This window comes from Streptomyces laculatispora, assembly GCF_017353455.1.
GTDB classification, from domain to species: Bacteria; Actinomycetota; Actinomycetes; order Streptomycetales; family Streptomycetaceae; genus Streptomyces; species Streptomyces laculatispora.
Genome location: NZ_JAFMPZ010000093.1, coordinates 20157 through 41597, shown reverse-complemented (window position 1 = coordinate 41597; position 21441 = coordinate 20157). Strand labels below are relative to the sequence as shown.

The window sequence follows — 21441 nt, the reverse complement described above, 5'->3', positions numbered from 1 at the left end:
CGGGGCCACAGGCAGTAGCGTTTTTGCCGGGCGTGTCGGGCGTGTCAGGCGGGCCGGGCGGGCCTGTCGAGAGTCTCCCGCACGTCGGCGTCGTGGTAAAAGGTGCGGCCCGACCGGCTCCGCCGGCGCCAGCTCTGCTGGCTGGCGTGGCGGTAGACGCTGCCGGGCGCGATCCCCCACAGGCGGGCGATGTCGGCCGCGCTCAGCCAGCGCGTGTCCTCCCGGGCGAGGCGGCGGCTCAACCGCAGCCAGTCGTGGCCGAGCCACTGGTGGGCCGGGTCGGCGGAGCAGACGATCTCCGCGGGACGGTGCGCCTGCCGGGACCGGACCATGGCGGTCAGCTCGCCGGAGCAGGCAGCCTCGACGCACTCGCCGATCGCCACCCGACTCAGAGGCTCGGGGTCGATCACCCGGCGGGTCCTGCGCACCAGGCCGGTGAACTCCTCGCAGATATCGGCCGCCGCCGGGTGCGCCGCCAGCCAGTCCACGTGCCGGACGAGGAAACCGGCGAGCACTGGAACCGTGTCCCGTGCTGTGCCCGCGCGCCTGGCGTCGACGACCACCCCCGCCCATGAGCGCAGTACGCCGAAGATTGCCGAACGCGCCTCGGAAGCCGTCGTGTTGAAGAGCATGCCGGGCAGCGGGCCCCCGGACGTGCGTTCGCGCGGCTGGTCGGTGCCGCCGAGCAGGAGGCCGCACTCCTCGTAGAGCTGCGGAAGCAGACGAAGCTCCCCCGCCAGCCGGTCCCGGCACACCGGGCACAGCCTCGATCTCCGCGCCGCGACCCGGACGGGCCGGCTGTCGGCCGCCCCGGCGCGGCAGGCGCTCCCCTCGCACGAGACCGCCACTGGCGACCCGCGCATGCCGTCCTGGCCCATGCTCATCCCCCTTGCCTCTGCTGCTTCTCCGAGCACCGAGAAGCTATTTCGGGGCTTCGGGCCGGGGCAAGGAGAACCGTGCCATTTGTAGCTCCCCTGACGGTGCGATGTCGTCGTTCTGTCGCCGTGCACGACGGCTGACACAAGTTGACGGAAGCCTGGACGGGAGGGGGTTGACTCTGCTTGGCCCGGCGAAGAAGCTATTCATTAGCTTCCGCCGAACTGTGTTGCAGTCCAGTCGGCTTGACGGGGGAGCCGCCATTGAGTGCCATTGAATTTCCCTCGTCGGATTCGCAGGACCCATGGAATTCCCGGATTCTCTCCCGGTCTTTCCTCCGACCTATCCAAGGAGTGGAAAATGGACGCTGCGGTGATCATCGCGGGCGCCGGTCCCGCCGGGCTCATGCTGGCCGGTGAACTGCGGCTCGCGGGGGTCGGCGTCATCGTGCTGGAGCGCCTCGCGGAGCGGACCGGCGAGTCCCGCGGTCTCGGATTCACCGCGCGCACGATGGAGGTGTTCGACCAGCGGGGCCTGCTGCCGCGCTTCGGTGACATCGAGACCAGCGCGCTGGGGCACTTCGGCGGCATCCCCCTGGACTTTGGGTTGCTGGAGGGCGCCTGGAAGGCCGCCAAGACCGTGCCCCAGGGGGTGACGGAGGCCAGGCTGGAGGAGTGGGCGGCCGATCTGGGCGCGGACATCCGGCGCGGCCACGAACTGCTCGCTCTGCGGGAGGACGCGGACGGGGTCGAGGTCGAGGTTCGCGGTCCCGAAGGCCCGCGCCCGCTGCGCGCCGCCTATCTTGTCGGCTGCGACGGCGGTCGCAGCACGGTCCGCAAGGCCGCGGGATTCGCCTTCCCCGGCACGGAGGCCACGCTGGAGATGTTCCTCGCCGATGTGAAGGGGCTCGACCTGGAGCCGCGCATGATCGGCGAGAAGCTGCCCGGCGGCATGGTGATGGTCGCCAAGCTGCCCGGCGGCATCACCCGCATCATCGCGGGAGAGTACGGGACCACGCCCCGGAGGCGCCCGGCTCCACCGGCGTACGAGGAGGTCGCGGCCGTCTGGAGGAGGCTGACCGGGGGCGACATCACACACGGCGAACCGGTGTGGCTGAGCGCCTTCGGCGACGCCGCGCGCCAGGCGTCCGAGTACCGCAGGGGCCGCGTGCTGCTGGCCGGCGACTCCGCGCACATCCATCTGCCGGCCGGTGGCCAGGGCATGAACACCAGCATCCAGGACTCGGTGAACCTCGGCTGGAAGCTGGCCGCCGTCATCAACGGCTGGGCGGGGCCCGGATTGCTGGACACCTACCACAGCGAACGGCATCCGGTCGGCGAGCGGCTCCTGATGAACACCCGCGCGCAGGGGCTGCTCCTGCTCAGCGGCCCGGAGGTGCAGCCCCTGCGCGAGGTGCTCGCCGAGCTGGTCGGCTTCGAGGAGGTCAACCGCCACCTCGCCGGCATGGTCAGTGGTCTGCTGATCACGTATGACGTGGGCGCCGGGACCAACCCGCTCCTCGGCAAGCGCATGCCCCACCTCGAACTGGTCGGCGAGCGCGCCAAGTCCAGCAGCACCGAGCTGCTGCACCCCGGCCGGGGCGTGCTGCTCGACCTGGCGGACAACGCACGGCTGCGCGAGCGCGCCGCGCCCTGGTCGGCGCATGTGGACATCGTCACGGCACAGCCGCACGCGGTGCCCGAGGACAGCGCGCTGCACGGCACGTCTGCCGTGCTGATCCGGCCCGACGGCCATGTCGCCTGGGCCGCCCCGGGCAGCTGTCACGACCTGCCCATGGCCCTGACGCGCTGGTTCGGCACACCGCGGGCCGGACGCGTCTTCTGAGGCCGTGGCGGGCCCCTCCGCGCCCGCGTGGTGGCGCGGCCCCGAATCCACTCAACTTCTGTCTTCCTGAGGAGAGAAACGGAATGCACAGCACGCTGATCGTGGCGAAGATGGACCCCGCATCGATTTCCGATGTGGCTAAGCTCTTCGGTGATTTCGACGGTACCGAAATGCCCCATCGCATGGGCACGAGGCGCCGCCAGCTCTTTTCGTTCCGGGGCCTGTATTTCCATCTGCAGGACTTCGACGAGAACAACGGCGGTGAACTCATAGAGGAAGCGAAGACCGATCCGCGATTCATTGGCATCAGCCAGGAGCTGAAGCCGTTCATTCAGGCGTACGACCCGAAGACCTGGCGCTCCCCGGCCGACGCCATGGCCACCCGCTTCTACGACTGGACCGCTTCCTCGTGACCGCGTTGACCGACAGGAAGGGAGGTGGCCTCGGATGGCACGTCGTGTAGTGGTCACCGGAATCGGAGTCCTCGCTCCGGGGGGCATAGGGGCCAAGAACTTCTGGAGTCTGCTCAGCGAGGGCCGTACGGCGACGCGGGGGATCACCTTCTTCGATCCCTCCTCGTTCCGTTCGCAGATCGCCGCCGAGGCGGACTTCGACGCCGAGCTGGCCGGCCTGAGCCCGCAGGAGATCCGGCGGATGGACCGTGCCGCGCAGTTCGGGGTCGTCACCGCGCGCGAGGCGCTGGCCGACAGCGGCCTGGACCTGGCCGGGACGGACCCGCACCGCACCGGGGTCACCATCGGAAGCGCGGTCGGCGCGACCATGGGCCTCGACGAGGAGTACCGGGTGGTCAGCGACGGCGGCCGACTCGACCTCGTCGACCACACGTATACGCCGCAGCACCTGTACAACCACTTCGTGCCGAGCTCCTTCTCGGTCGAGGTGGCCTGGGCCGTGGGCGCGGAGGGACCCAACAGCGTGGTGTCCACCGGCTGCACCTCGGGGATCGACTCGGTCGGCCATGCCGTCGAGCTGATCCGTGAGGGCACCGTCGACGTGATGATCGCCGGTGCGACGGACGCGCCGATCTCGCCGATCACCATGGCGTGCTTCGACGCGATCAAGGCGACCACGCCCCGCAACGACGAGCCCGAGAGTGCCTCGCGGCCCTTCGATGGCACCCGCAACGGCTTCGTGCTCGGCGAGGGCTCGGCGGTCTTCGTCCTGGAGGAGATGTCCGCCGCCCGCGCCCGAGGGGCACACATCTACGCGGAGATCGCGGGCTACGCCTCGCGGTGCAACGCCTTCCACATGACCGGACTGCGCCCTGACGGACGTGAGATGGGGGAGGCGATCCGGGCCGCGCTGGACGAGGCCCGGATCAACCCCGAGGCCATCGACTACATCAACGCTCATGGTTCGGGCACCAAGCAGAACGACCGGCACGAGACGGCGGCGTTCAAGCTGAGTCTCGGCGACCACGCGTACCGCGTCCCGGTCAGCTCCATCAAGTCGATGGTGGGCCACTCACTGGGGGCGATCGGCTCGATCGAGATCGCGGCCTCCCTGCTCGCCATGGAGAACCACGTGGTGCCGCCCACTGCGAACCTGCACACCCCGGACCCGGAGTGCGACCTCGACTACGTCCCGCTCGTTTCCCGGGAGCACACCACGGACACGGTTCTGACGGTCGGCAGCGGATTCGGCGGATTCCAGAGCGCGATGGTGCTGGCCCGTCCGGAGAGGAGCAGGGAATGACCGCCCGAGTCGTCATCACCGGCATCGGTATCGCCGCGCCCAACGGGTTCGGCGTGGAGGACTACTGGGCCGCGACCCGGGTCGGCAAGAGCGCGATCGGCCGCATCACTCGATTCGACGCCACGCAGTACCCGGCCCGGCTGGCCGGTGAGATCCAGGGCTTCGAGGCACGGGACCACTTGCCGGGCCGGTTGATCCCGCAGACCGACCGGATGACCCAGCTCGCTCTGGCCGCCACCGACTCGGCGTTCGCGGATGCCGGGGTCCGTCCCGGTGACATCCCTGAGTACGACATGGGTGTCGTCACCGCCAGCACGGCGGGTGGCTTCGAGTTCGGCCAGAACGAGCTTCAGGCGCTGTGGAGCAAGGGCAGCCGCTATGTGAGCGCGTACCAGTCGTTCGCCTGGTTCTACGCGGTCAACAGCGGACAGATCTCCATCCGCAACGGCATGCGCGGGCACAGTGCGGTGGTCGTCAGCGAGCAGGCCGGAGGACTCGACGCGATCGCCCAGGCGCGCCGGCAGATCCGCAAGGGCAGCAAGCTGATCTGCTCCGGCGGCTTCGACGCCTCGATCTGCCCGTGGGGCTGGGTGGCACAGCTCAGCAACGGCCGCATCAGCACCAGCGACAACCCCGAGCGGGCCTATGTGCCCTTCGACGCGGAAGCCTCGGGCTACGTTCCGGGCGAGGGCGGCGCGCTGCTCATCCTGGAGGACGCCGAAGCCGCACGGCGGCGCGGAGCGGAGAACGTCTACGGTGAGCTCGCCGGGTACGGCTCGACCTTCGACCCGAAGCCCGGCAGCGGACGCGAACCCGGGCTGCGGCGCGCGATCGAGCTGGCCCTCACCGACGCCGGCGTCGACGCCGGTGGCATCGACGTGGTGTTCGCGGACGCCGCGGGCACCCGCGCACTCGACCGTGCCGAGGCCGAGGCGCTCATCGGGGTCTTCGGAGCGGCCGGCGTGCCGGTCACAGCGCCCAAGACGACGACCGGGCGGCTGTACTCGGGAGCCGCTCCGGTGGATGTGGCTGCCGCGCTCCTCGCGATGCGTGAGGGCCTGATTCCGCCCACCGTGAACGTCACGCTCTCCTCCGAGTACGCCATCGACCTGGTCACCGGGCAGCCGCGCCCGGCGCCCCTGCGCCACGCGCTTGTCGTGGCCCGCGGCTACGGCGGCTTCAACTCCGCGGTGGTCGTACGCGGCACGGACTGACGCCGCCGGTCACCCGCACCGAGAACCACATACCCCTGTCGACCACCATGAAAGGCATGAACATGTCCAAGACCGAGTGCACCGTCGAGGACCTCAAGCGCATCCTGCTGGAGGGTGCGGGGGCCGACGAGGACGTGGACCTCGACGCCGACATCCTCGACACCGACTTCGAGAGCCTCGGCTACGAGTCGCTGGCCCTTCTGGAGACCGCGGGGCGGATCGAGCGGGAGTTCGGCATCACCCTCGACGACGAGGTCTTCGTCGACAACCCCACCCCGCGTGCGCTGGTGGCCGCCGTCAATGCGCAGCTGCTCGGCTCCGTCGCCGCCTGACCTCCACCTTTCCTTTCGTCTGGAGAAGAGATACAGATGTCGCAGCAGGACCAGCGGGTCGCCCTCGTCACCGGAGCCACCAGCGGGATCGGCCTCGCGGCCGCCCGGCTGCTCGCCACCCAGGGACACCGGGTGTTCATCGGAGCGCGGAGCGCGGAGAACGTCGCGGAAACCGTCGAGCAGCTCCAGGCCGAAGGCCTCGATGTCGACGGCGCCACGCTGGACGTGCGCTCCCCGGACGGCGTGCGTGCCTTCGTGGCGGCGGCGGTGGACCGGTTCGGGACGGTTGACGTGCTGGTGAACAACGCGGGCCGGTCCGGTGGCGGGGTCACCGCGGACATTGAGGACGAGCTGTGGGACGACGTGATCGCCACCAACCTCACCAGCGTCTTCCGGATCACCCGCGAGGTGCTCAACACCGGTGGGATGCGCGGGAAGTCCCGCGGCCGGATCATCAACATCGCCTCCACGGCGGGTAAGCAGGGCGTCGTGCTCGGCGCCCCGTACTCGGCCTCCAAGCACGGCGTCGTCGGCTTCACCAAGGCCCTGGGCAACGAGCTCGCGCCGACCGGCATCACCGTCAACGCCGTCTGCCCCGGCTATGTCGAGACACCGATGGCCCAGCGGGTGCGCCAGGGATACGCGGCCGCCTACAACGTCACCGAGGAAGCGATCCTGGAGAAGTTCCAGGCGAAGATCCCGCTCGGCCGCTACTCCGCGCCCGAGGAGGTCGCCGGCCTGGTCGGCTACCTGGCCTCGGACACCGCCGCCTCCATCACCGCGCAGGCGCTCAACGTCTGCGGCGGACTCGGCAACTTCTGATCCCCGCCCCCACCCGTACTCCCGCAACTGTGAATGGAGATCATCATGACGGTCCGTGAGGTCGAGCACGAGATCACCGTGCAGGCCCCCGCCGCCGAGGTCTACCGCCTGATCGCCGAGGTGGAGAACTGGCCCCGCATCTTCCCGCCGACCATCTACGTCGACCAGGTCGAGCGGGGTGTACCGGGCGCCGACGGCGTGAGCGAGGAACGCATCCGCATCTGGGCCACCGCCAACAGCACGGCCAAGAGCTGGTCCTCGCGCCGCACCCTCGACCCGAAGGCCCTGCGCATAACCTTCCGGCAGGAGGCGTCCGCGCCGCCGGTCGCTGCTATGGGCGGCACCTGGATCATCGACCCGATCTCCGCCGACGAGTCCAGGGTCCGGCTGCTGCACGACTACCGGGCCGTCGACGACGACCCCGAGTCCCTGAAGTGGATCGACGAGGCCGTCGACCGCAACTCCCGGTCGGAGCTCGCCGCTCTGAAGACCAACGTCGAACTCGTCCACGCCACCGCGGAAGTGACGTTCTCCTTCGACGACACGGTACGGATCAACGGCTTGGCGAAGGACGTCTACGACTTCATCAACGAGGGGGAGAAGTGGGAGGAGCGGCTGCCCCACGTGGCGTCCGTACGCCTTGAGGAGGTCTCCCCGGGCCTGCAGATCCTGGAGATGGACACCCGCACCAAGGACGGCCACACGCACACCACTAAGTCTTACCGCGTGTGCTTCCCGCACCGGAGGATCGCGTACAAGCAGGTCACTCTGCCCGCGCTGATGACCCTGCACGCCGGCTACTGGACGTTCACGGAGGACGAGGGCGGCGTCCTCGCCTCCTCGCAGCACACCGTCGTGCTGAACACCGAGAACATCACCAAGTACCTAGGCCCGGACGCCGGGATCCCCGAGGCCAAGGAGCACGTCCGGTCGGCCCTGAGCACCAACAGCCGGGCGACCCTGGAGCTGGCCAAGGACCACGCCGAGCGATCGCCGCGCTGACCATGGCAGCGACCCCCACGGAATCCCAGGTGATCGTGGTCGGGGCGGGTCCGGTCGGGCTGATGCTCGCCGGCGAGCTGCGGCTCGGCGGGGCCCGGGTGCTGGTCGTCGAGCGTCTGGCCACCCCCACCACGGAGTCCAGGGCGTCCACCCTGCACGCCCGCACCATGGAGATCCTCGACAGCAGGGGCCTGCTCGACGGCCTGGTCCCCGTGCCGAACGACGTCATGGGCCACTTCGGCGGGATTCCGCTCGATCTCACTCTTCCCTCAGCCCACCCGGGCCAGTGGAAGGTCCCGCAGACTCGCGTTGAGGAACTGCTCCAGGACTGGGCGACGGGCCTCGGCGCCGTCGTCCTGCGCGGTCACGAACTGCGCGGCATCACCGTCGGCGAGGACCATGTCGCGGCGGACGTGCTCGGCCCGAACGGGCCGGTGCGGATGCGCGCGCGGTACGTCGTCGGGTGCGACGGCGAGCAGAGCGCGGTGCGCCGCCTCGGCGGCATCGCCTTCCCCGGCGAGGACGCCTCCCGCGAGCTCATCCGCGCGGACGTGGCGGGTCTCGATATCCCGCCGCGCCGCTTCCAGCGCCTGGAACACGGACTCGCCATCTCCGCGCGCCGTCCCGACGGAGTGACCCGCGTGATGGTGCACGAGTTCGGCCGCATCGCGAAACCCCGTTCCTCGGAACCGGAGTTCAATGAGGTCGCCGAGGGCTGGAAGCGCGTCACCGGCGAGGACATCAGCGGCGGCGACCCGCTGTGGGTCAATGCCTTCGGCAATGCGTCACGGCTGGCCGAGCGGTACCGCGACGGCCGGATCCTGCTCGCGGGCGACGCTGCCCACCAGCAGATGCCGGTCGGCGGCCAGGCACTCAACCTGGGCCTGCAGGACGCCGTCAACCTCGGCTGGAAGCTGGCCGCGCAGGTCGCCGGCCGGTCGCCGGACAGGCTCCTGGACAGCTATCACGCCGAGCGGCACGCCGTGGGACGGCGCACGCTGAACAACATCAGAGCGCAATCCCTCCTGCTGCTCGGCGGCGGCGAAGTGGAGGGCTTCCGGCGGGTGTTCGGCGAGCTCGTCGCCGGGGAGGGCGTCCGTGCCCGGCTGGCTGGCATGATCTCCGGTCTGGAGGTCCGCCACGACGTGGGACCGAGCGGCCATTTCCTTCTCGGCGGCCGTGTCCCGCACGTGGAACTCGCCGGGGAGGAGGGCACGGTCACCACCACCGCCCTCCTCAGGCCGGGGCACGCTGTTCTGATCGGTCTCTCCGGTGATCCGCGCCACGGGGCGCGACTGCGCGCCCTGGCCGGGGCGTGGCACCCGCGGGTCGGCGTGACCCTCGCCGCACCCGTCCACGACGGCACCGCGTTGGCCGGCCTCGACGCCGTACTCGTACGACCGGACGGCCATGTCGTGTGGACCGGCGGGGCGGAAGAAGCGGAACTCCACGTTGTGCTGCGCCGCTGGTTCGGCGAGCCGGAACCCGCCGGTACGGCCGGGACCACCCGGGACCTGGCCCACGGGACCTCCGCGAGCGAGTCCGTACTCGCCGACAGGACCGCCCTGGTCACGCACGCGAGCGTGGGAGCGGGCCGGGCGGTTGCCCTGCGCCTCGCGGGCAGGGGAGCCCTCGTCGCCGTGCACCACAACGGTGACCAGGAGGCGGCCGACGACGTCGTCCGCGCGATCGAGCGGCAGGGCGGACGGGCCTTCACACTCGGCGGGGACCTCGGCGGGTACAAAAACGTCCAGCGTCTCTTCGCCGACCTGGAGACGGAGCTGACGGACCGCACCGGCGGTCCCGCACTCGACATCCTGGTCAGCGGTGCCGGTGCCGTCCGCGCCGCCGCCCCCGGGGACGCGACGGCGGAGGACTTCGACCGGCTGGTGGCGGCGGGTGCCAAGGAGCCGTACTTCGTCATCCAGCGGGCCCTGAAGAGCCTCGCCGACGGGGGCCGCGTCATCCGCATCACGCCCGGCGCGGCCGAGCCGGGGGAGCCGAAGGCGGTCGCGTACGCGGTTGCCGGGGGCGCCGTCGAGACACTCGTCCGGCACTACGCCGCGGCGCTGGCACCGCGCGGCATCACAGTCAACAGCGTCGCGGGCGACGCCGGGCGGGTCGCCACGCTGGCGGCCTTCCTCGCAAGCGACGACACGGCCGGTATCACCGGCGCCGTGCTCGACGCCGGCGGCGGCCCGGTCCCCGGGCTACCGGCCGCCTGACCCCGCCGCGCCCGAAGCGGCGGACGCACTGCCACCGCAAGGCGTCGGCCGCGGAGCCTGGAGCTCCGCGGCCGCCGTTCCCTCCTTTTCATCCCGTTCCACCTCATCGAAGGGACACTCATGTCGCAGGACCGCCTCCGCCTTGCGTTGATCGTCGGCAGCAACCGCGAAGCCCGCTTCGGCAAGGTCATCGGCGATTGGATCGCCGGCGTGGCGAAGCGGCGCGGTGACGTCACGGTTGACGTGATCGACCTCGTGGACCACGAGCTGCCCACCGCGCTGTCGCGGAACCCGGCGCCCGAGGTCGCCGCCGAGCTGGCCAAGGTCTCGCCGCGCCTCGCCGAAGCGGACGCGTTCGTCGTGGTGACACCGGAGTACAACCACAGTTACCCCGCAGGGCTGAAGAACCTCATCGACTGGCACCACACCCAGTGGCAGGCCAAGCCGGTCGGCTTCGTCTCCTACGGCGGGCTCTCGGGCGGCCTGCGAGCCGTGGAGCACCTGCGTCCGGTCTTCGCCGAGCTGCACACGGTGACCGTCCGCGATGTGGTCAGCCTCCACATGGCGTGGGACCAGTTCGGCCCGGACGGCGCCCCCGCGGACGAGGGTCCTGCCCAGGCCGCGAAGGTGCTGCTCGACCAGATCAGCTGGTGGGGCAACGCCCTGCGGGAGGCGCGCGCCAAGACCCCTTACGGAAGCTGACCATGACCACCGCCGAAGAGACCGTTCCCAGCATCATGGACCGCCTCGACGAGCTGCGGTCGCTCAAGGAGCAGGCCCGGGAGGGGCTGGATCCGGCCGCCACCGACCGCCAGCACGCAAAGGGCAAGCTCACCGCCCATGAACGCATCGAGCTGCTCCTGGACGAGGGATCGTTCAACGAGGTGGAGCCGCTGCGCCGGCACCGGGCGACCGGCTTCGGCCTGGAGGCCAAACGTCCGTACACGGACGGCGTCGTCACCGGCTGGGGCACCGTCCACGGCCGCACGGTCTTCGTCTACGCGCACGACTTCCGGATCTTCGGCGGGGCGCTCGGTGAGGCACACGCCACCAAGATCCACAAGATTATGGACATGGCCATCTCGGCCGGTGCCCCGCTGGTCTCGCTCAACGACGGCGCCGGCGCCCGTATCCAGGAGGGCGTCACCGCCCTGGCCGGCTACGGCGGCATCTTCCAGCGCAACACCCGCGCCTCGGGCGTCATCCCGCAGATCTCGGTGATGCTCGGCCCCTGTGCGGGCGGCGCCGCCTACAGCCCGGCCCTCACCGACTTCGTCTTCATGGTCCGTGAGATCTCGCAGATGTTCATCACCGGACCGGACGTCGTCAAGGCGGTCACCGGCGAGGAGATCACCCAGAACGGCCTCGGCGGCGCCGACGTCCACGCGGGGATCTCGGGCGTGGCGCACTTCGTGTACGACGACGAGGAGAGCTGCCTGGAGGAGGTCCGCTTTCTCCTGGCGCTGCTGCCCGCCAACAACCGCGAGCTCGCGCCCGTCGAGGACGCGGGTGACCCTGCCGACCGTCCCACCGAAGCCCTTCGGGGGCTGGTCCCCGCGGACCCGGGGCAGTCGTACGACATCCGAGCGGTGATTGAGGAACTCGTCGACTCCGGTGAGCACTTCGAAGTGCACCCCGTCTGGGGGGCCAACCTCGTGTGCTCGCTGGCCCGGCTGGACGGGCATGTCGTCGGGATCGTCGCCAACCAGCCCGCCGTGATGGCCGGTGTCCTGGACATCGAGTCGTCCGAGAAGGGTGCGCGGTTCGTACAGTTCTGCGACGCGTTCAACATCCCCCTGGTGACCCTGGTGGACGTGCCCGGCTTCCTGCCGGGCGTCGCCCAGGAGCACAACGGCATCATCCGACGCGGCGCCAAGCTCCTGTACGCGTACTGCAATGCCACCGTGCCCCGGATCTCGCTCGTCCTGCGCAAGGCCTACGGCGGCGCCTACATCGTCATGGACTCCCGTTCCATCGGTGCCGACCTGGCACTGGCCTGGCCCACCAACGAAATCGCGGTGATGGGAGCGGAAGGCGCGGCGAACGTCATCTTCCGCCGCGAGATCAACGCCGCCCCCGACCCGGAGTCCGTACGCAGCCAGCGGATCAAGGACTACCGGTCCGAGCTCATGCACCCCTACTACGGGGCGGAGCGCGGACTCATAGACGATGTCATCGATCCGAGGGACACCCGCGGCGCGCTTGCCCGGTCGCTGGCCATGCTCCGCGCCAAGCACGCGGACCTGCCCTCGCGCAAGCACGGGAACCCTCCGCAGTGAGCGGGCGAGAAGCAGCCTCCGTGCCCCTGATCCGGGTGGAGAAGGGCACCCCGCAGGCCGAGGATCTCGTCGCGCTCACTGCGGTGCTCCTCAGCCGGGGCAGAGCCGCACTGGGGCCGGACGCGGACCGGAGGCGGACCTTCGTGCCCTGGAGCCGCGCCGGGAACCCGACGGCGTGCCCCACTCCCCGCAGCTGGCGCACCTGAACGCGGAACGCCGGCCGCGCTTTCTCGACGTGACCACCTCGTCAGCACACATCAGCAAAGGAAACGACATGAAGGCTTTGGTCCTGTCGGGCGGGTCGGGTACCCGGCTGCGCCCCTTCAGCTACTCGATGCCGAAACAGCTCATACCGATTGCGAACAAGCCGGTCCTGGAGCACGTCCTGTGCAACGTCAGGGACCTCGGCGTGACGGAGATCGGTGTCATCGTCGGCGACCGCGCCGCGCAGATCGAGGCGGTCATCGGCGACGGCTCCGCGCTCGGCGTGGAGATCGTCTACATCCCTCAGGAGGAGCCCCTCGGCCTCGCCCACTGCGTCGAGCTCGCCCGGCCCTTCCTGGGCGACGATGACTTCGTGATGTACCTCGGCGACAACATGCTGCCCGAAGGCGTGGAGCGGATCGCCGAGCAGTTCGCGTCCGAGCGTCCGGTGGCCCAGGTCGTGGTCCACAAGGTGTCGGATCCGCGCGCCTTCGGGGTCGCCGAGCTGGCCCCGGACGGCAGGGTCGAGCGCCTGGTGGAGAAGCCGCAGGAGCCCAAGAGTGATCTCGCGCTCATCGGCGTCTACTTCTTCACCCCGGCGATCCACAAGGCCGTCGCCGCCATCGAGCCGAGCGCGCGCGGTGAACTGGAGATCACCGACGCCATCCAGTGGCTCGTCGCCAATGGGGACGAGGTCAAGGCCAGCGAGTACGAGGGCTACTGGAAGGACACCGGCCGCATCGAGGACGTCCTGGAGTGCAACCAGAAGCTCCTCGGCGACCTGAAGTCGGCCGTCAAGGGCGAGGTCGATGCGGCCAGCACGCTCATCGGCACGGTCGTCGTGGAGGCAGGCGCCAAGGTCATCGGCTCCCGTATCGAGGGCCCCGCCGTGATCGGTGCCGGGTCGGTGGTGACGGGCAGCCTCATCGGCCCGTACACCTCCATCGGCAAGGGCGTCCGGCTGACCGGTGCGAGCATCGAGTACTCGATCGCGCTGGACGGCGCCACGGTCTCCCACGTACGCAGCCTGCACAGTTCCATCATCGGACGCTCCGCCACGGTCGGATCGTCCGAACGGAACACCCGTCATCACCGGCTCGTTGTCGGTGACCACGCGCGAGTCGAGGTAGCGGCATGAAGAAGATCCTGATCACCGGCGGCGCGGGCTTCATCGGCTCGCATTATGTGCGCACCCTCCTGAACGACGGCTACGAGAACTGGAAGGGCGCCCACGTCACCGTCCTCGATAAGCTCACCTACGCCGGCAACCACCAGAACCTGCCCTCGACGCACCCGCGCCTCACGTTCGTCCAGGGAGACATCTGCGATTCCGGGCTGCTGCGCGAACTGCTGCCGGGACACGACGCGGTTGTCCACTTCGCCGCCGAGTCACACGTGGACCGGTCCCTGGAGTCCGCCGAGGAGTTCGTCCACACCAACGTCACCGGCACTCAGCGACTGCTCGACGCAGTGCTCGCCGCGCGCGTGCAGCGCGTCGTCCACGTCTCCACCGACGAGGTCTACGGTTCCATCGACGAGGGTTCCTGGACCGAGGAGTGGCCGCTCGCGCCCAACTCCCCGTACTCCGCGTCCAAGGCCGCCTCCGACCTGCTGGCCCGGTCGTACTGGCGCACGCACGGGCTGAACCTTTCCATCACCCGGTGCTCCAACAATTACGGCCCGTACCAGCACCCGGAGAAGCTCATCCCGCTGTTCGTCACCAACCTGCTGGAGGGCGAGCAGGTGCCGCTCTACGGCGACGGCGGCAACATCCGCGAGTGGCTGCACGTGGACGACCACTGCCGCGCGATCGACCTGGTCCTCAACGAGGGCCGGGCCGGCGAGATCTACAACATCGGCGGCGGCAACGAGCAGACCAACCGGGCCATCACCGAACGCCTCATCGCACTGACCCGTCAGGACTGGTCCATGGTCCGCCACGTCCCCGACCGCAAGGCGCATGATTTGCGCTACTCCCTCGACGAGTCGAAGATCCGCGACGAGCTCGGCTACGCCCCCCGCATCACCTTCGAGCAGGGCCTGGCCGACACCGTCGCCTGGTACAACGACAACCCCGGCTGGTGGAAGGGCACCAAGCACAACAAGCAGGGATGAAAGCCGCCCGCTCCGTGCGGCGTTCCCCGACCGCGCCGCACGGAGCGGGTCGGCCCCACCACTGGCTACGACGGAGGACACCATGAGTGTGCACAAGAAGATTGTGCTCGACGAGGTTCGCAAGTACCACCAGGACGACCAGGGCGACGGAGTGTTCGTGCCCGGCGTTACCGAGATCTGGCCGTCCGGGGCCGTGCTCGACGAGGAGGACCGGACCGCTCTCGTCGAGGCTGCCCTGGAGATGCGCATCGCGGCCGGCCGCAGCTGCCGCAAGTTCGAGTCGTCCTTCGCCCGTAGGATGAAACGCCGCAAGGCCCATCTGACCAACTCCGGCTCGTCCGCGAACCTGCTCGCGACGACGGCCCTGACCTCGCACCTTCTGGAGGACAGCCGGCTGCGGCCCGGCGACGAGGTCATCACCGTGGCGGCGGGCTTCCCCACCACCGTCAACCCGATCCTGCAGAACGGCCTGATACCGGTCTTCGTCGACGTCGAACTCGGCACGTACAACACGACCGCGGACCGGGTGGCCCAGGCAATCGGACCCAAGACCCGGGCGATCATCATCGCGCACGCGCTCGGCAACCCCTTCGAGGTCGCCGAGATCGCGCAACTCGCCCACGACCACAACCTGTTCCTCATCGAGGACAACTGCGACGCGGTCGGTTCGACGTACAACGGCCAGCTCACCGGCACCTTCGGCGACCTGACCACCGTCAGCTTCTACCCGGCCCACCACCTGACGATGGGCGAGGGCGGCTGCGTCCTGACGGCCGACCTGGCGCTCGCCAGGATCGTCGAGTCCCTGCGCGACTGGGGCCGCGACTGCTGGTGCGAGCCGGGCGAGAGCGACAAGTGCCTTAAGCGATTCAAGTACCAGATGGGCACCCTGCCGGAGGGCTACGACCACAAGTACATCTTCTCGCACGTCGGTTACAACCTGAAGGCCACCGACCTCCAGGCGGCGCTCGGCCTCACCCAGCTCACCAAGCTCGACGACTTCGTCGAGGCGCGCAAGCGCAACTGGCGACGGCTGCGCGAGGGCCTGGAGGGCGTCCCGCACCTGCTGCTGCCCCGGGCGACGCCGGGCAGCGACCCGAGCTGGTTCGGCTTCGTGCTCACCGTCAGCCCCGACGCCCCGTTCAAACGCGCCGAGCTGGTGGACTTCCTGGAGGGCCGCAAGATCGGCACCCGGCGGCTCTTCGCCGGCAATCTCACCCGGCACCCCGCCTACATCGACCAGCCCCACCGCGTCGTCGGCAACCTCGACAACAGCGACGTCATCACCGCGCAGACCTTCTGGGTCGGGGTCTACCCGGGCCTGACCGACGAGATGATCGATTACGTCGTCTCCTCCGTGAAGGAATTCGTGGAGGCACGCGGATGACCATGGAGATCGTGGGAAACGGCTTTCTGGCCAGGAACCTGCGCCCCTTCGCGCACCGCTACCCGGACACCGTCGCCGTGGCGGCCGGCGTCTCCTGGGCGAGCGGTACCTCGGACGCCGACTTCGCCCGCGAGGCGGCGTTGCTCGCCGATGTCGCCGACCGCTGCCGCGCCACCGGACGGCGCCTGCTCTTCTTCTCCACCGCCGCCACCGGCATGTACGGCGCGGTGGACGGTCCCGGCCGCGAGGACAGCTTCATCGAACCCTGCACGCCGTACGGCGCGCACAAGCTGGCACTGGAACAGCAGCTGCGGACCAGCGGCGCCGACCATCTGATCCTGCGCCTCGGCCACCTGGTCGGCCCCGGTCAGCCCGCGCACCAGCTGATCCCCGCACTGATCCGGCAGATGCGCGAAGGCGACGTGCGCGTACAGCGCGACGCGGCCCGCGACCTCATCGACGTACGCGACGTCGTCACCGTCATCGACCGGCTGCTCGCCCAGGACCTGCGCGGCGAGATCGTCAACGTCGCCTCCGGCGTGGCGGTCCCCGTGGGCCGGATCGTCGACCACCTGGAGGAGCGGCTCGGCTTACGGGTCCGCAGGGAGTACCACGACGCGGGTGCCCAGCACGTCATCTCCATCGACAAGCTGCGCTCCCTGGTCCCGGAGACCGCCGCGATGGACTTCGGCCCCCTCTACCACCGTCAGGTCCTCGACGCGTTCCTCGCGTCGGAGGGCGCACCGTCCGGGGCCTGAGCTCCGAACACCCCTCCGATCAGAGGAGTCACGTACATGCTTTCCTCGCTTGTCCAGCCCGAATCCGGCACCGGCCGGTTGCGGCCGCGCCGCGACCCCTCGGCCGCCGAGCGCATCGCCCGGTCGGCCGCCACCACCGGGGCGTCCCTGCGCACCGAGGACTTCCCGCAGTGGTTCGAAGAGCGCGGCAGGGCCCACCGGTTCACCGTGGACCGGATCCCCTTTCAGGAGCTCGACGGCTGGTCCTTCGATGCCGCCACCGGCAACCTGGTGCACCGCAGCGGCCGGTTCTTCTCCGTCGAGGGACTGCGCGTCACCCAGGACGAGGGACCGCACCGCGAGTGGTTCCAGCCCATCATCAAGCAGCCCGAGATAGGCATCCTCGGCATCCTCGTCAAAGAGTTCGACGGGGTCCTGCACTTCCTCATGCAGGCCAAGATGGAGCCCGGCAACCGCAATCTGCTCCAGCTTTCGCCGACCGTTCAGGCCACCCGGAGCAACTACACCAAGGTCCACAAGGGCGCCGATGTGAAGTACATCGAGTACTTCACCCGCCCCGGCCGCGGCCGGGTCATCGCCGATGTGCTGCAGTCCGAGCACGGTTCGTGGTTCTTCCGGAAGAGCAACCGCAACATGATCGTCGAAGCCGTCGGCGATGTGCCGGTCGACGACGACTTCTGCTGGCTCACCCTCGGCCAGATCGGCGAGCTCCTGCTCCGGGACAACGTCGTGAACATGGACTCGCGCACGGTCCTCGCCTGTGCGCCGTTCCCCGACAACGGCGCCGACGCCCTGCTCTCGGACACCGAACTCGTCTCGTGGTTCACCGCCGAGCGCTCCCGGCACGACGTGCGCGTCGAGCGTCTGCCGCTCCGCTCGATACCCGGCTGGGCACGCGGGGATTCGACCATCGATCACGAACTCGGCCGGTACTTCCGCGTGGTCGCCGTCTCCGTGGAGGCGGGCAGTCGCGAGGTCACCGGCTGGACCCAGCCCCTGTTCGAGCCCCTGGGCGTGGGCGTCACGGCCTTCCTCACCCGGCGGATCGGGGGTGTGCCGCACTTCCTGGTGCACGCGCGTGTGGAGGGCGGCTTCCTGGACACCGTCGAGCTCGGACCCACCGTCCAGTACACCCCGGACAACTACGCCCATCTGACCGGCGAGGACCGGCCGCCCTTTCTCGACCTGGTGCTCGACGCCCGTCCGGACCGCATCCGGTACGAGGCCCTCCACTCGGAGGAGGGCGGCCGCTTCCTCAACGCGGAGAGCCGCTACCTCGTGATCGAGGCCGACGAGGAGCAGGCCCCGCTGGTGCCGCCCGCCGGATTCCAGTGGGCCACCGCCGCCCAGCTCACTTCCCTGGTCCGGCACGGTCACTACGTGAACGTCCAGGCACGGACCCTGCTCGCCTGCCTCAACGCGACGGCGGTGCGCTCCTGATGAAGACCGTGCGGATCGGAGTCCTCGGCTGCGCGGACATCGCACGCCGACGCCTGCTGCCCGCCATCGCGGCGGAGCCCGGCACCACCGTCGCGGCCGTATCCAGCCGCGACGGCGTCAGGGCACGCGAACTGGCGGGGCGGTTCGGTGCCCGGCCCGTGACGGGGTATGCCGAGCTTCTGGAGCGGGACGACATCGACGCGGTGTACCTGCCGCTGCCCGCCGCGCTGCACGCCCGGTGGACCGAAGCGGCCCTGCGCGCAGGCAAACACGTCCTCGCCGAGAAGCCGCTCACCACCTCCCTGGCTCAGAGCCGTCGGCTGATTGACCTGGCACGGGAGTCGGGCCTCGCCCTGATGGAGAACATCATGTTCGTCCATCACTCCCAGCACGACGCCGTACGGAAACTCGTGGCGGACGGTGCGATCGGGGACCCACGCGCCTTCCACGCCGCCTTCACCGTCCCCCGGCTGCCCGACGACGACATCCGGTACAGCCCCGAGCTCGGCGGCGGCACGCTGTGGGACACGGGCGTTTACCCCCTGCGTGCCGCGCTGTACTTCCTCGGCCAGAACCTCGAAGTGCTCGGTGCCCTGCTCACCGAAGGCCCTGGCCGACGGGTGGACACCGCGGGTTCGGCACTGCTGCGCACGCCCGAAGGCGTCGGTGTGCAGCTGACCTTCGGGCTCGATCACGGATACCGTTCCGCCTACGAGATCTGGGGCAGCCAGGGACGCATCACGGTGGAGCGGGCCTTCACACCGCCCGCTGACCATCGGCCCCTGGTCCGGATCGAGCGCCGCGGCGGCGTGGAGGAGGTCTCGCTGAGCCCCGACGACCAGGTGGCCGCCACGGTCCGGGCGTTCGCCTCGGCGGTACGCGACCGTTCGGCGACCGACCCGGCCTGCCTGCGCCAGGCCGAGCTGCTGCACGAGCTGCGCGAGCAGGCGCTGCCGAGTCGGCCATGACGGACCGCCCCCTGCCGCGAGGGAACGGCCGTGTGGCGGGCGCGCCGGGAGCGGACCCCTCGCCGGTCCGCGAGATCACCCTGGACGCCGGGGACGTCACCCTGTCGGCCCTGCTGGCCGAGCCGGCGGGCGACGTACCGCCACGCGCCGTCGTGGTCGCCGTGCACGGCAGCGGCATGCGGGCCGGCTATTTCGACAGCCGTGCCCTGCCGGGGCTCTCACTGCTGCGCCTGGGGGCGGCACTCGGCTACACCGTGCTCGCTGTGGACCGTCCGGGATACGGGCGGTCCACGGCGAGCCTGCCCCTGGGGCTGCCTCTCGCCGAGCAGGCCACGACTCTGCACACCGCGCTGGCCGACTTTGCCGCGCGCCACCGGACCGGGGCGGGCTGCTTCGTGGTCGCCCACTCCAACGGCGGCAAACTGGCTCTCGCGGCAGCTGCTGAGCAGGGCGGCGACGCGCTCATCGGCCTCGATATCTCGGGACTCGGACACCGTCTGGCCGTGGCCCCGCCCCAGTTCCCGGGCGTGCACGGCCACGGCGAGTGGCGCCGCCACTGGGGCGCGCTGCGGTTCTATCCGCCCGGCGCGTTCCAGCAGGGCAGGGCGTTGGTGGCCCCGGTGCCCGAACGGGAGGCACTGGAGGGGGCGTTGTGGGCCGATATGTATCCCGGGATCGCCGACCGGGTGCGCATTCCGGTCCGCTTCACCTTCGCCGAGCAGGAGCAGTGGTGGCGGCACGACGAGGAGACCACGTCGGATCTGACGGGCCGGTTGCGGGCGTCGCCGCGCACCCGGGTCGCCCGGCTGCCCGAAGCCGGTCACAACATCAGCCTCGGCTGGGCGGCACGCACCTACCACCTGAGGGCGCTCGCCTTCCTTGAGGAATGCCTGCTGACGCGTGAGGCCGCCGCGCCGGCTCGGCCCGCGCGGCCCGGAGACCCCGTCGCCGAACTCGCATGTCAGAGCGCGGTTCGCTGAAAGTCAATTCCCGGTGAACGGCATTGCCCTACCGTTCGAGGCCGAAGAGGCTGGTCATCAGTCTCCGCCGAGCCGCATCTCTTCCGTAGGCCTTTCCGGGACACCTTCCACCACCGACAGGAGAGAAAACCATGGGCAATCTCACCGGAAAGACGGCACTGGTCACCGGTTCGAGCCGGGGAATCGGCCGGGCCATAGCCGAACGGCTCGGACGGGAAGGCGCTCTCGTCGCCGTGCACTACTCGACCGGAGCCGATGCCGCCGAACAGGTCGTCGAATCCATTGAGAAGGAAGGCGGTCGGGCCTTCGCGGTGAAAGCCGAACTCGGTGTTCCCGGAGATGCCGACACACTGTTCGGAGGTCTTGAGCCCCGCCTCAAGGACCGCACGGGTACGACCGACCTGAACATTCTGGTGAACAACGCCGGCGTCATGGCCATGGGGGCGCCAGAAGAGGTCACCCCCGACATGTTCGACCGCATGATCGCGGTGAATGCCAAGGCGCCCTTTTTCATCGTGCAGCGCGCCCTGCGACTCATCCCCGACGGCGGCCGCATCATCAACATCTCGTCCGGCCTCACTCGGGTCGCGAGCCCGGACCAAGTGGCGTACGGAATGGCCAAGGGTGCCCTCGAACAGATCGCGCTGCATTTCTCCCGGCATCTGGGAAAGCGGCGGATCACCGTCAATAGCGTGGCTCCCGGCAGCACGGACAACGGCAGTGCGCTGTTCCAGATCTCCGAAGTCCGCGAGACGCTGTCGCAGCTCAGCACCTTCGGCGAGGTTGCCGAACCGGCAGCCGTCGCCGATGTGGTGGCATTTCTGGCCTCCGAGGACGCCCGCTGGATCACCGGTGCTTTCATCGACGCCAGCGGCGGCACACTGCTCGGCTGAGCCGCCCGAGGAAGCCGATCGACTGAGAACGGGAGGTGCCGTCATGTTCGGGTCGCTCTCTGCGGTTCTGATCAAGTGTGACAACTTCGAGGAAATGAAAGCCTTTTACCGGGACCGCCTGAAAATGGGCACGGTGAAGGAAGGCGAGGGATGGATCGTCCTGGACACCGGTGCTGGTGGCGAACTGGTCCTGGGCGGTGACACCGGCGGCGAGACGATGGCCATCGCCTTCACCGGGGCGGAACTCGGTGCCGCCAGGGAAGAGCTGCGGGACGCCGGTGCCATGGAGATCGAAAAGCATTCCGACATGTGGCGGTTCTTCGTGAAGGACCCAGACGGAAACACGGTTCTGATCATCGACTGAATCCGGCCGCCATCTCATCAT

General features: G+C 69.7%; 21 protein-coding genes. 20 read left to right on the top strand and 1 reads right to left on the bottom strand.

The window, feature by feature from the left end:
• Positions 1-44: 44 nt before the first annotated feature.
• Complete coding sequence (locus tag J1C73_RS05390) at positions 45-878, bottom strand: hypothetical protein (protein WP_207315326.1); 834 nt, start codon at positions 876-878, stop codon at positions 45-47.
• A 358-nt stretch (positions 879-1236) separates the two neighbouring features.
• Here J1C73_RS05390 and J1C73_RS05385 point away from each other — a divergent pair, with 358 nt between their 5' ends.
• The 20 genes from J1C73_RS05385 (at position 1237) to J1C73_RS05290 (ending at position 21420) form a co-directional block, all read left to right on the top strand.
• Complete coding sequence (locus tag J1C73_RS05385) at positions 1237-2721, top strand: FAD-dependent monooxygenase (RefSeq protein ID WP_207315325.1); 1485 nt, start codon at positions 1237-1239, stop codon at positions 2719-2721.
• An 83-nt stretch (positions 2722-2804) separates the two neighbouring features.
• Positions 2805-3134, top strand: coding sequence for a TcmI family type II polyketide cyclase (locus J1C73_RS05380; protein ID WP_207315324.1), 330 nt, complete (start codon positions 2805-2807; stop codon positions 3132-3134).
• A gap of 34 nt (positions 3135-3168) precedes the next feature.
• Positions 3169-4437 (top strand): beta-ketoacyl-[acyl-carrier-protein] synthase family protein, encoded by a 1269-nt coding sequence (locus tag J1C73_RS05375; protein WP_207315323.1) that lies wholly within the window; start codon positions 3169-3171, stop codon positions 4435-4437.
• On the top strand, positions 4434-5651 hold the full coding sequence (locus J1C73_RS05370) for a ketosynthase chain-length factor (protein ID WP_207315322.1): 1218 nt from the start codon (positions 4434-4436) through the stop codon (positions 5649-5651). The genes J1C73_RS05375 and J1C73_RS05370 overlap by 4 nt, the downstream gene beginning before the upstream one ends.
• Before the next feature lie 62 nt (positions 5652-5713).
• Positions 5714-5983, top strand: a complete 270-nt coding sequence (locus tag J1C73_RS05365; protein WP_207315336.1) for an acyl carrier protein — start codon at positions 5714-5716, stop codon at positions 5981-5983.
• Between the two features lie 36 nt (positions 5984-6019).
• A complete protein-coding gene (fabG, locus tag J1C73_RS05360) occupies positions 6020-6805 on the top strand; it encodes a 3-oxoacyl-ACP reductase FabG (RefSeq protein ID WP_207315321.1) in 786 nt (261 codons plus the stop codon).
• Between the two features lie 45 nt (positions 6806-6850).
• The gene (locus J1C73_RS05355; RefSeq protein WP_207315320.1) at positions 6851-7807 is read left to right on the top strand and encodes an aromatase/cyclase; all 957 of its coding nucleotides are present in this window, start codon (positions 6851-6853) and stop codon (positions 7805-7807) included.
• A 2-nt stretch (positions 7808-7809) separates the two neighbouring features.
• Positions 7810-10032: an SDR family oxidoreductase gene (locus J1C73_RS05350; protein ID WP_207315319.1), complete on the top strand. Its 2223-nt coding sequence runs from the start codon at positions 7810-7812 to the stop codon at positions 10030-10032.
• Positions 10033-10152: 120 nt separating this feature from the next.
• On the top strand, positions 10153-10734 hold the full coding sequence (locus tag J1C73_RS05345; RefSeq protein ID WP_207315318.1) for an NADPH-dependent FMN reductase: 582 nt from the start codon (positions 10153-10155) through the stop codon (positions 10732-10734).
• Between the two features lie 2 nt (positions 10735-10736).
• Positions 10737-12311, top strand: coding sequence for an acyl-CoA carboxylase subunit beta (locus J1C73_RS05340; protein ID WP_207315317.1), 1575 nt, complete (start codon positions 10737-10739; stop codon positions 12309-12311).
• Positions 12312-12331: 20 nt separating this feature from the next.
• Entirely contained in the window at positions 12332-12517 is a 186-nt protein-coding gene (locus J1C73_RS05335) for an acyl-CoA carboxylase subunit epsilon (protein WP_207315316.1), read from the top strand.
• 68 nt (positions 12518-12585) lie between these two features.
• On the top strand, positions 12586-13653 hold the full coding sequence (locus tag J1C73_RS05330; RefSeq protein ID WP_207315315.1) for a glucose-1-phosphate thymidylyltransferase: 1068 nt from the start codon (positions 12586-12588) through the stop codon (positions 13651-13653).
• Positions 13650-14630: a dTDP-glucose 4,6-dehydratase gene (gene rfbB, locus J1C73_RS05325; protein ID WP_207315314.1), complete on the top strand. Its 981-nt coding sequence runs from the start codon at positions 13650-13652 to the stop codon at positions 14628-14630. The genes J1C73_RS05330 and rfbB overlap by 4 nt, the downstream gene beginning before the upstream one ends.
• An 82-nt stretch (positions 14631-14712) precedes the next feature.
• A complete protein-coding gene (gene rfbH, locus J1C73_RS05320; protein WP_207315313.1) occupies positions 14713-16017 on the top strand; it encodes a lipopolysaccharide biosynthesis protein RfbH in 1305 nt (434 codons plus the stop codon).
• Positions 16014-16775, top strand: coding sequence for an NAD-dependent epimerase/dehydratase family protein (locus tag J1C73_RS05315; protein WP_242643754.1), 762 nt, complete (start codon positions 16014-16016; stop codon positions 16773-16775). Before rfbH ends, J1C73_RS05315 begins: the two co-directional genes overlap by 4 nt.
• Before the next feature lie 36 nt (positions 16776-16811).
• Positions 16812-18215, top strand: coding sequence for an NDP-hexose 2,3-dehydratase family protein (locus tag J1C73_RS05310; protein WP_207315312.1), 1404 nt, complete (start codon positions 16812-16814; stop codon positions 18213-18215).
• Positions 18215-19183: a Gfo/Idh/MocA family protein gene (locus tag J1C73_RS05305; protein WP_207315311.1), complete on the top strand. Its 969-nt coding sequence runs from the start codon at positions 18215-18217 to the stop codon at positions 19181-19183. The genes J1C73_RS05310 and J1C73_RS05305 overlap by 1 nt, the downstream gene beginning before the upstream one ends.
• Positions 19180-20163 carry an alpha/beta hydrolase gene (locus J1C73_RS05300; RefSeq protein WP_207315310.1) on the top strand — a complete coding sequence of 328 codons (984 nt, stop codon included), beginning with the start codon at positions 19180-19182 and terminating at the stop codon, positions 20161-20163. Before J1C73_RS05305 ends, J1C73_RS05300 begins: the two co-directional genes overlap by 4 nt.
• Positions 20164-20294: 131 nt before the next feature.
• Positions 20295-21056, top strand: coding sequence for an SDR family oxidoreductase (locus J1C73_RS05295; protein WP_207315309.1), 762 nt, complete (start codon positions 20295-20297; stop codon positions 21054-21056).
• 43 nt (positions 21057-21099) lie between these two features.
• Entirely contained in the window at positions 21100-21420 is a 321-nt protein-coding gene (locus tag J1C73_RS05290) for a VOC family protein (RefSeq protein WP_207315308.1), read from the top strand.
• The last annotated feature ends 21 nt before the right edge of the window (positions 21421-21441 follow it).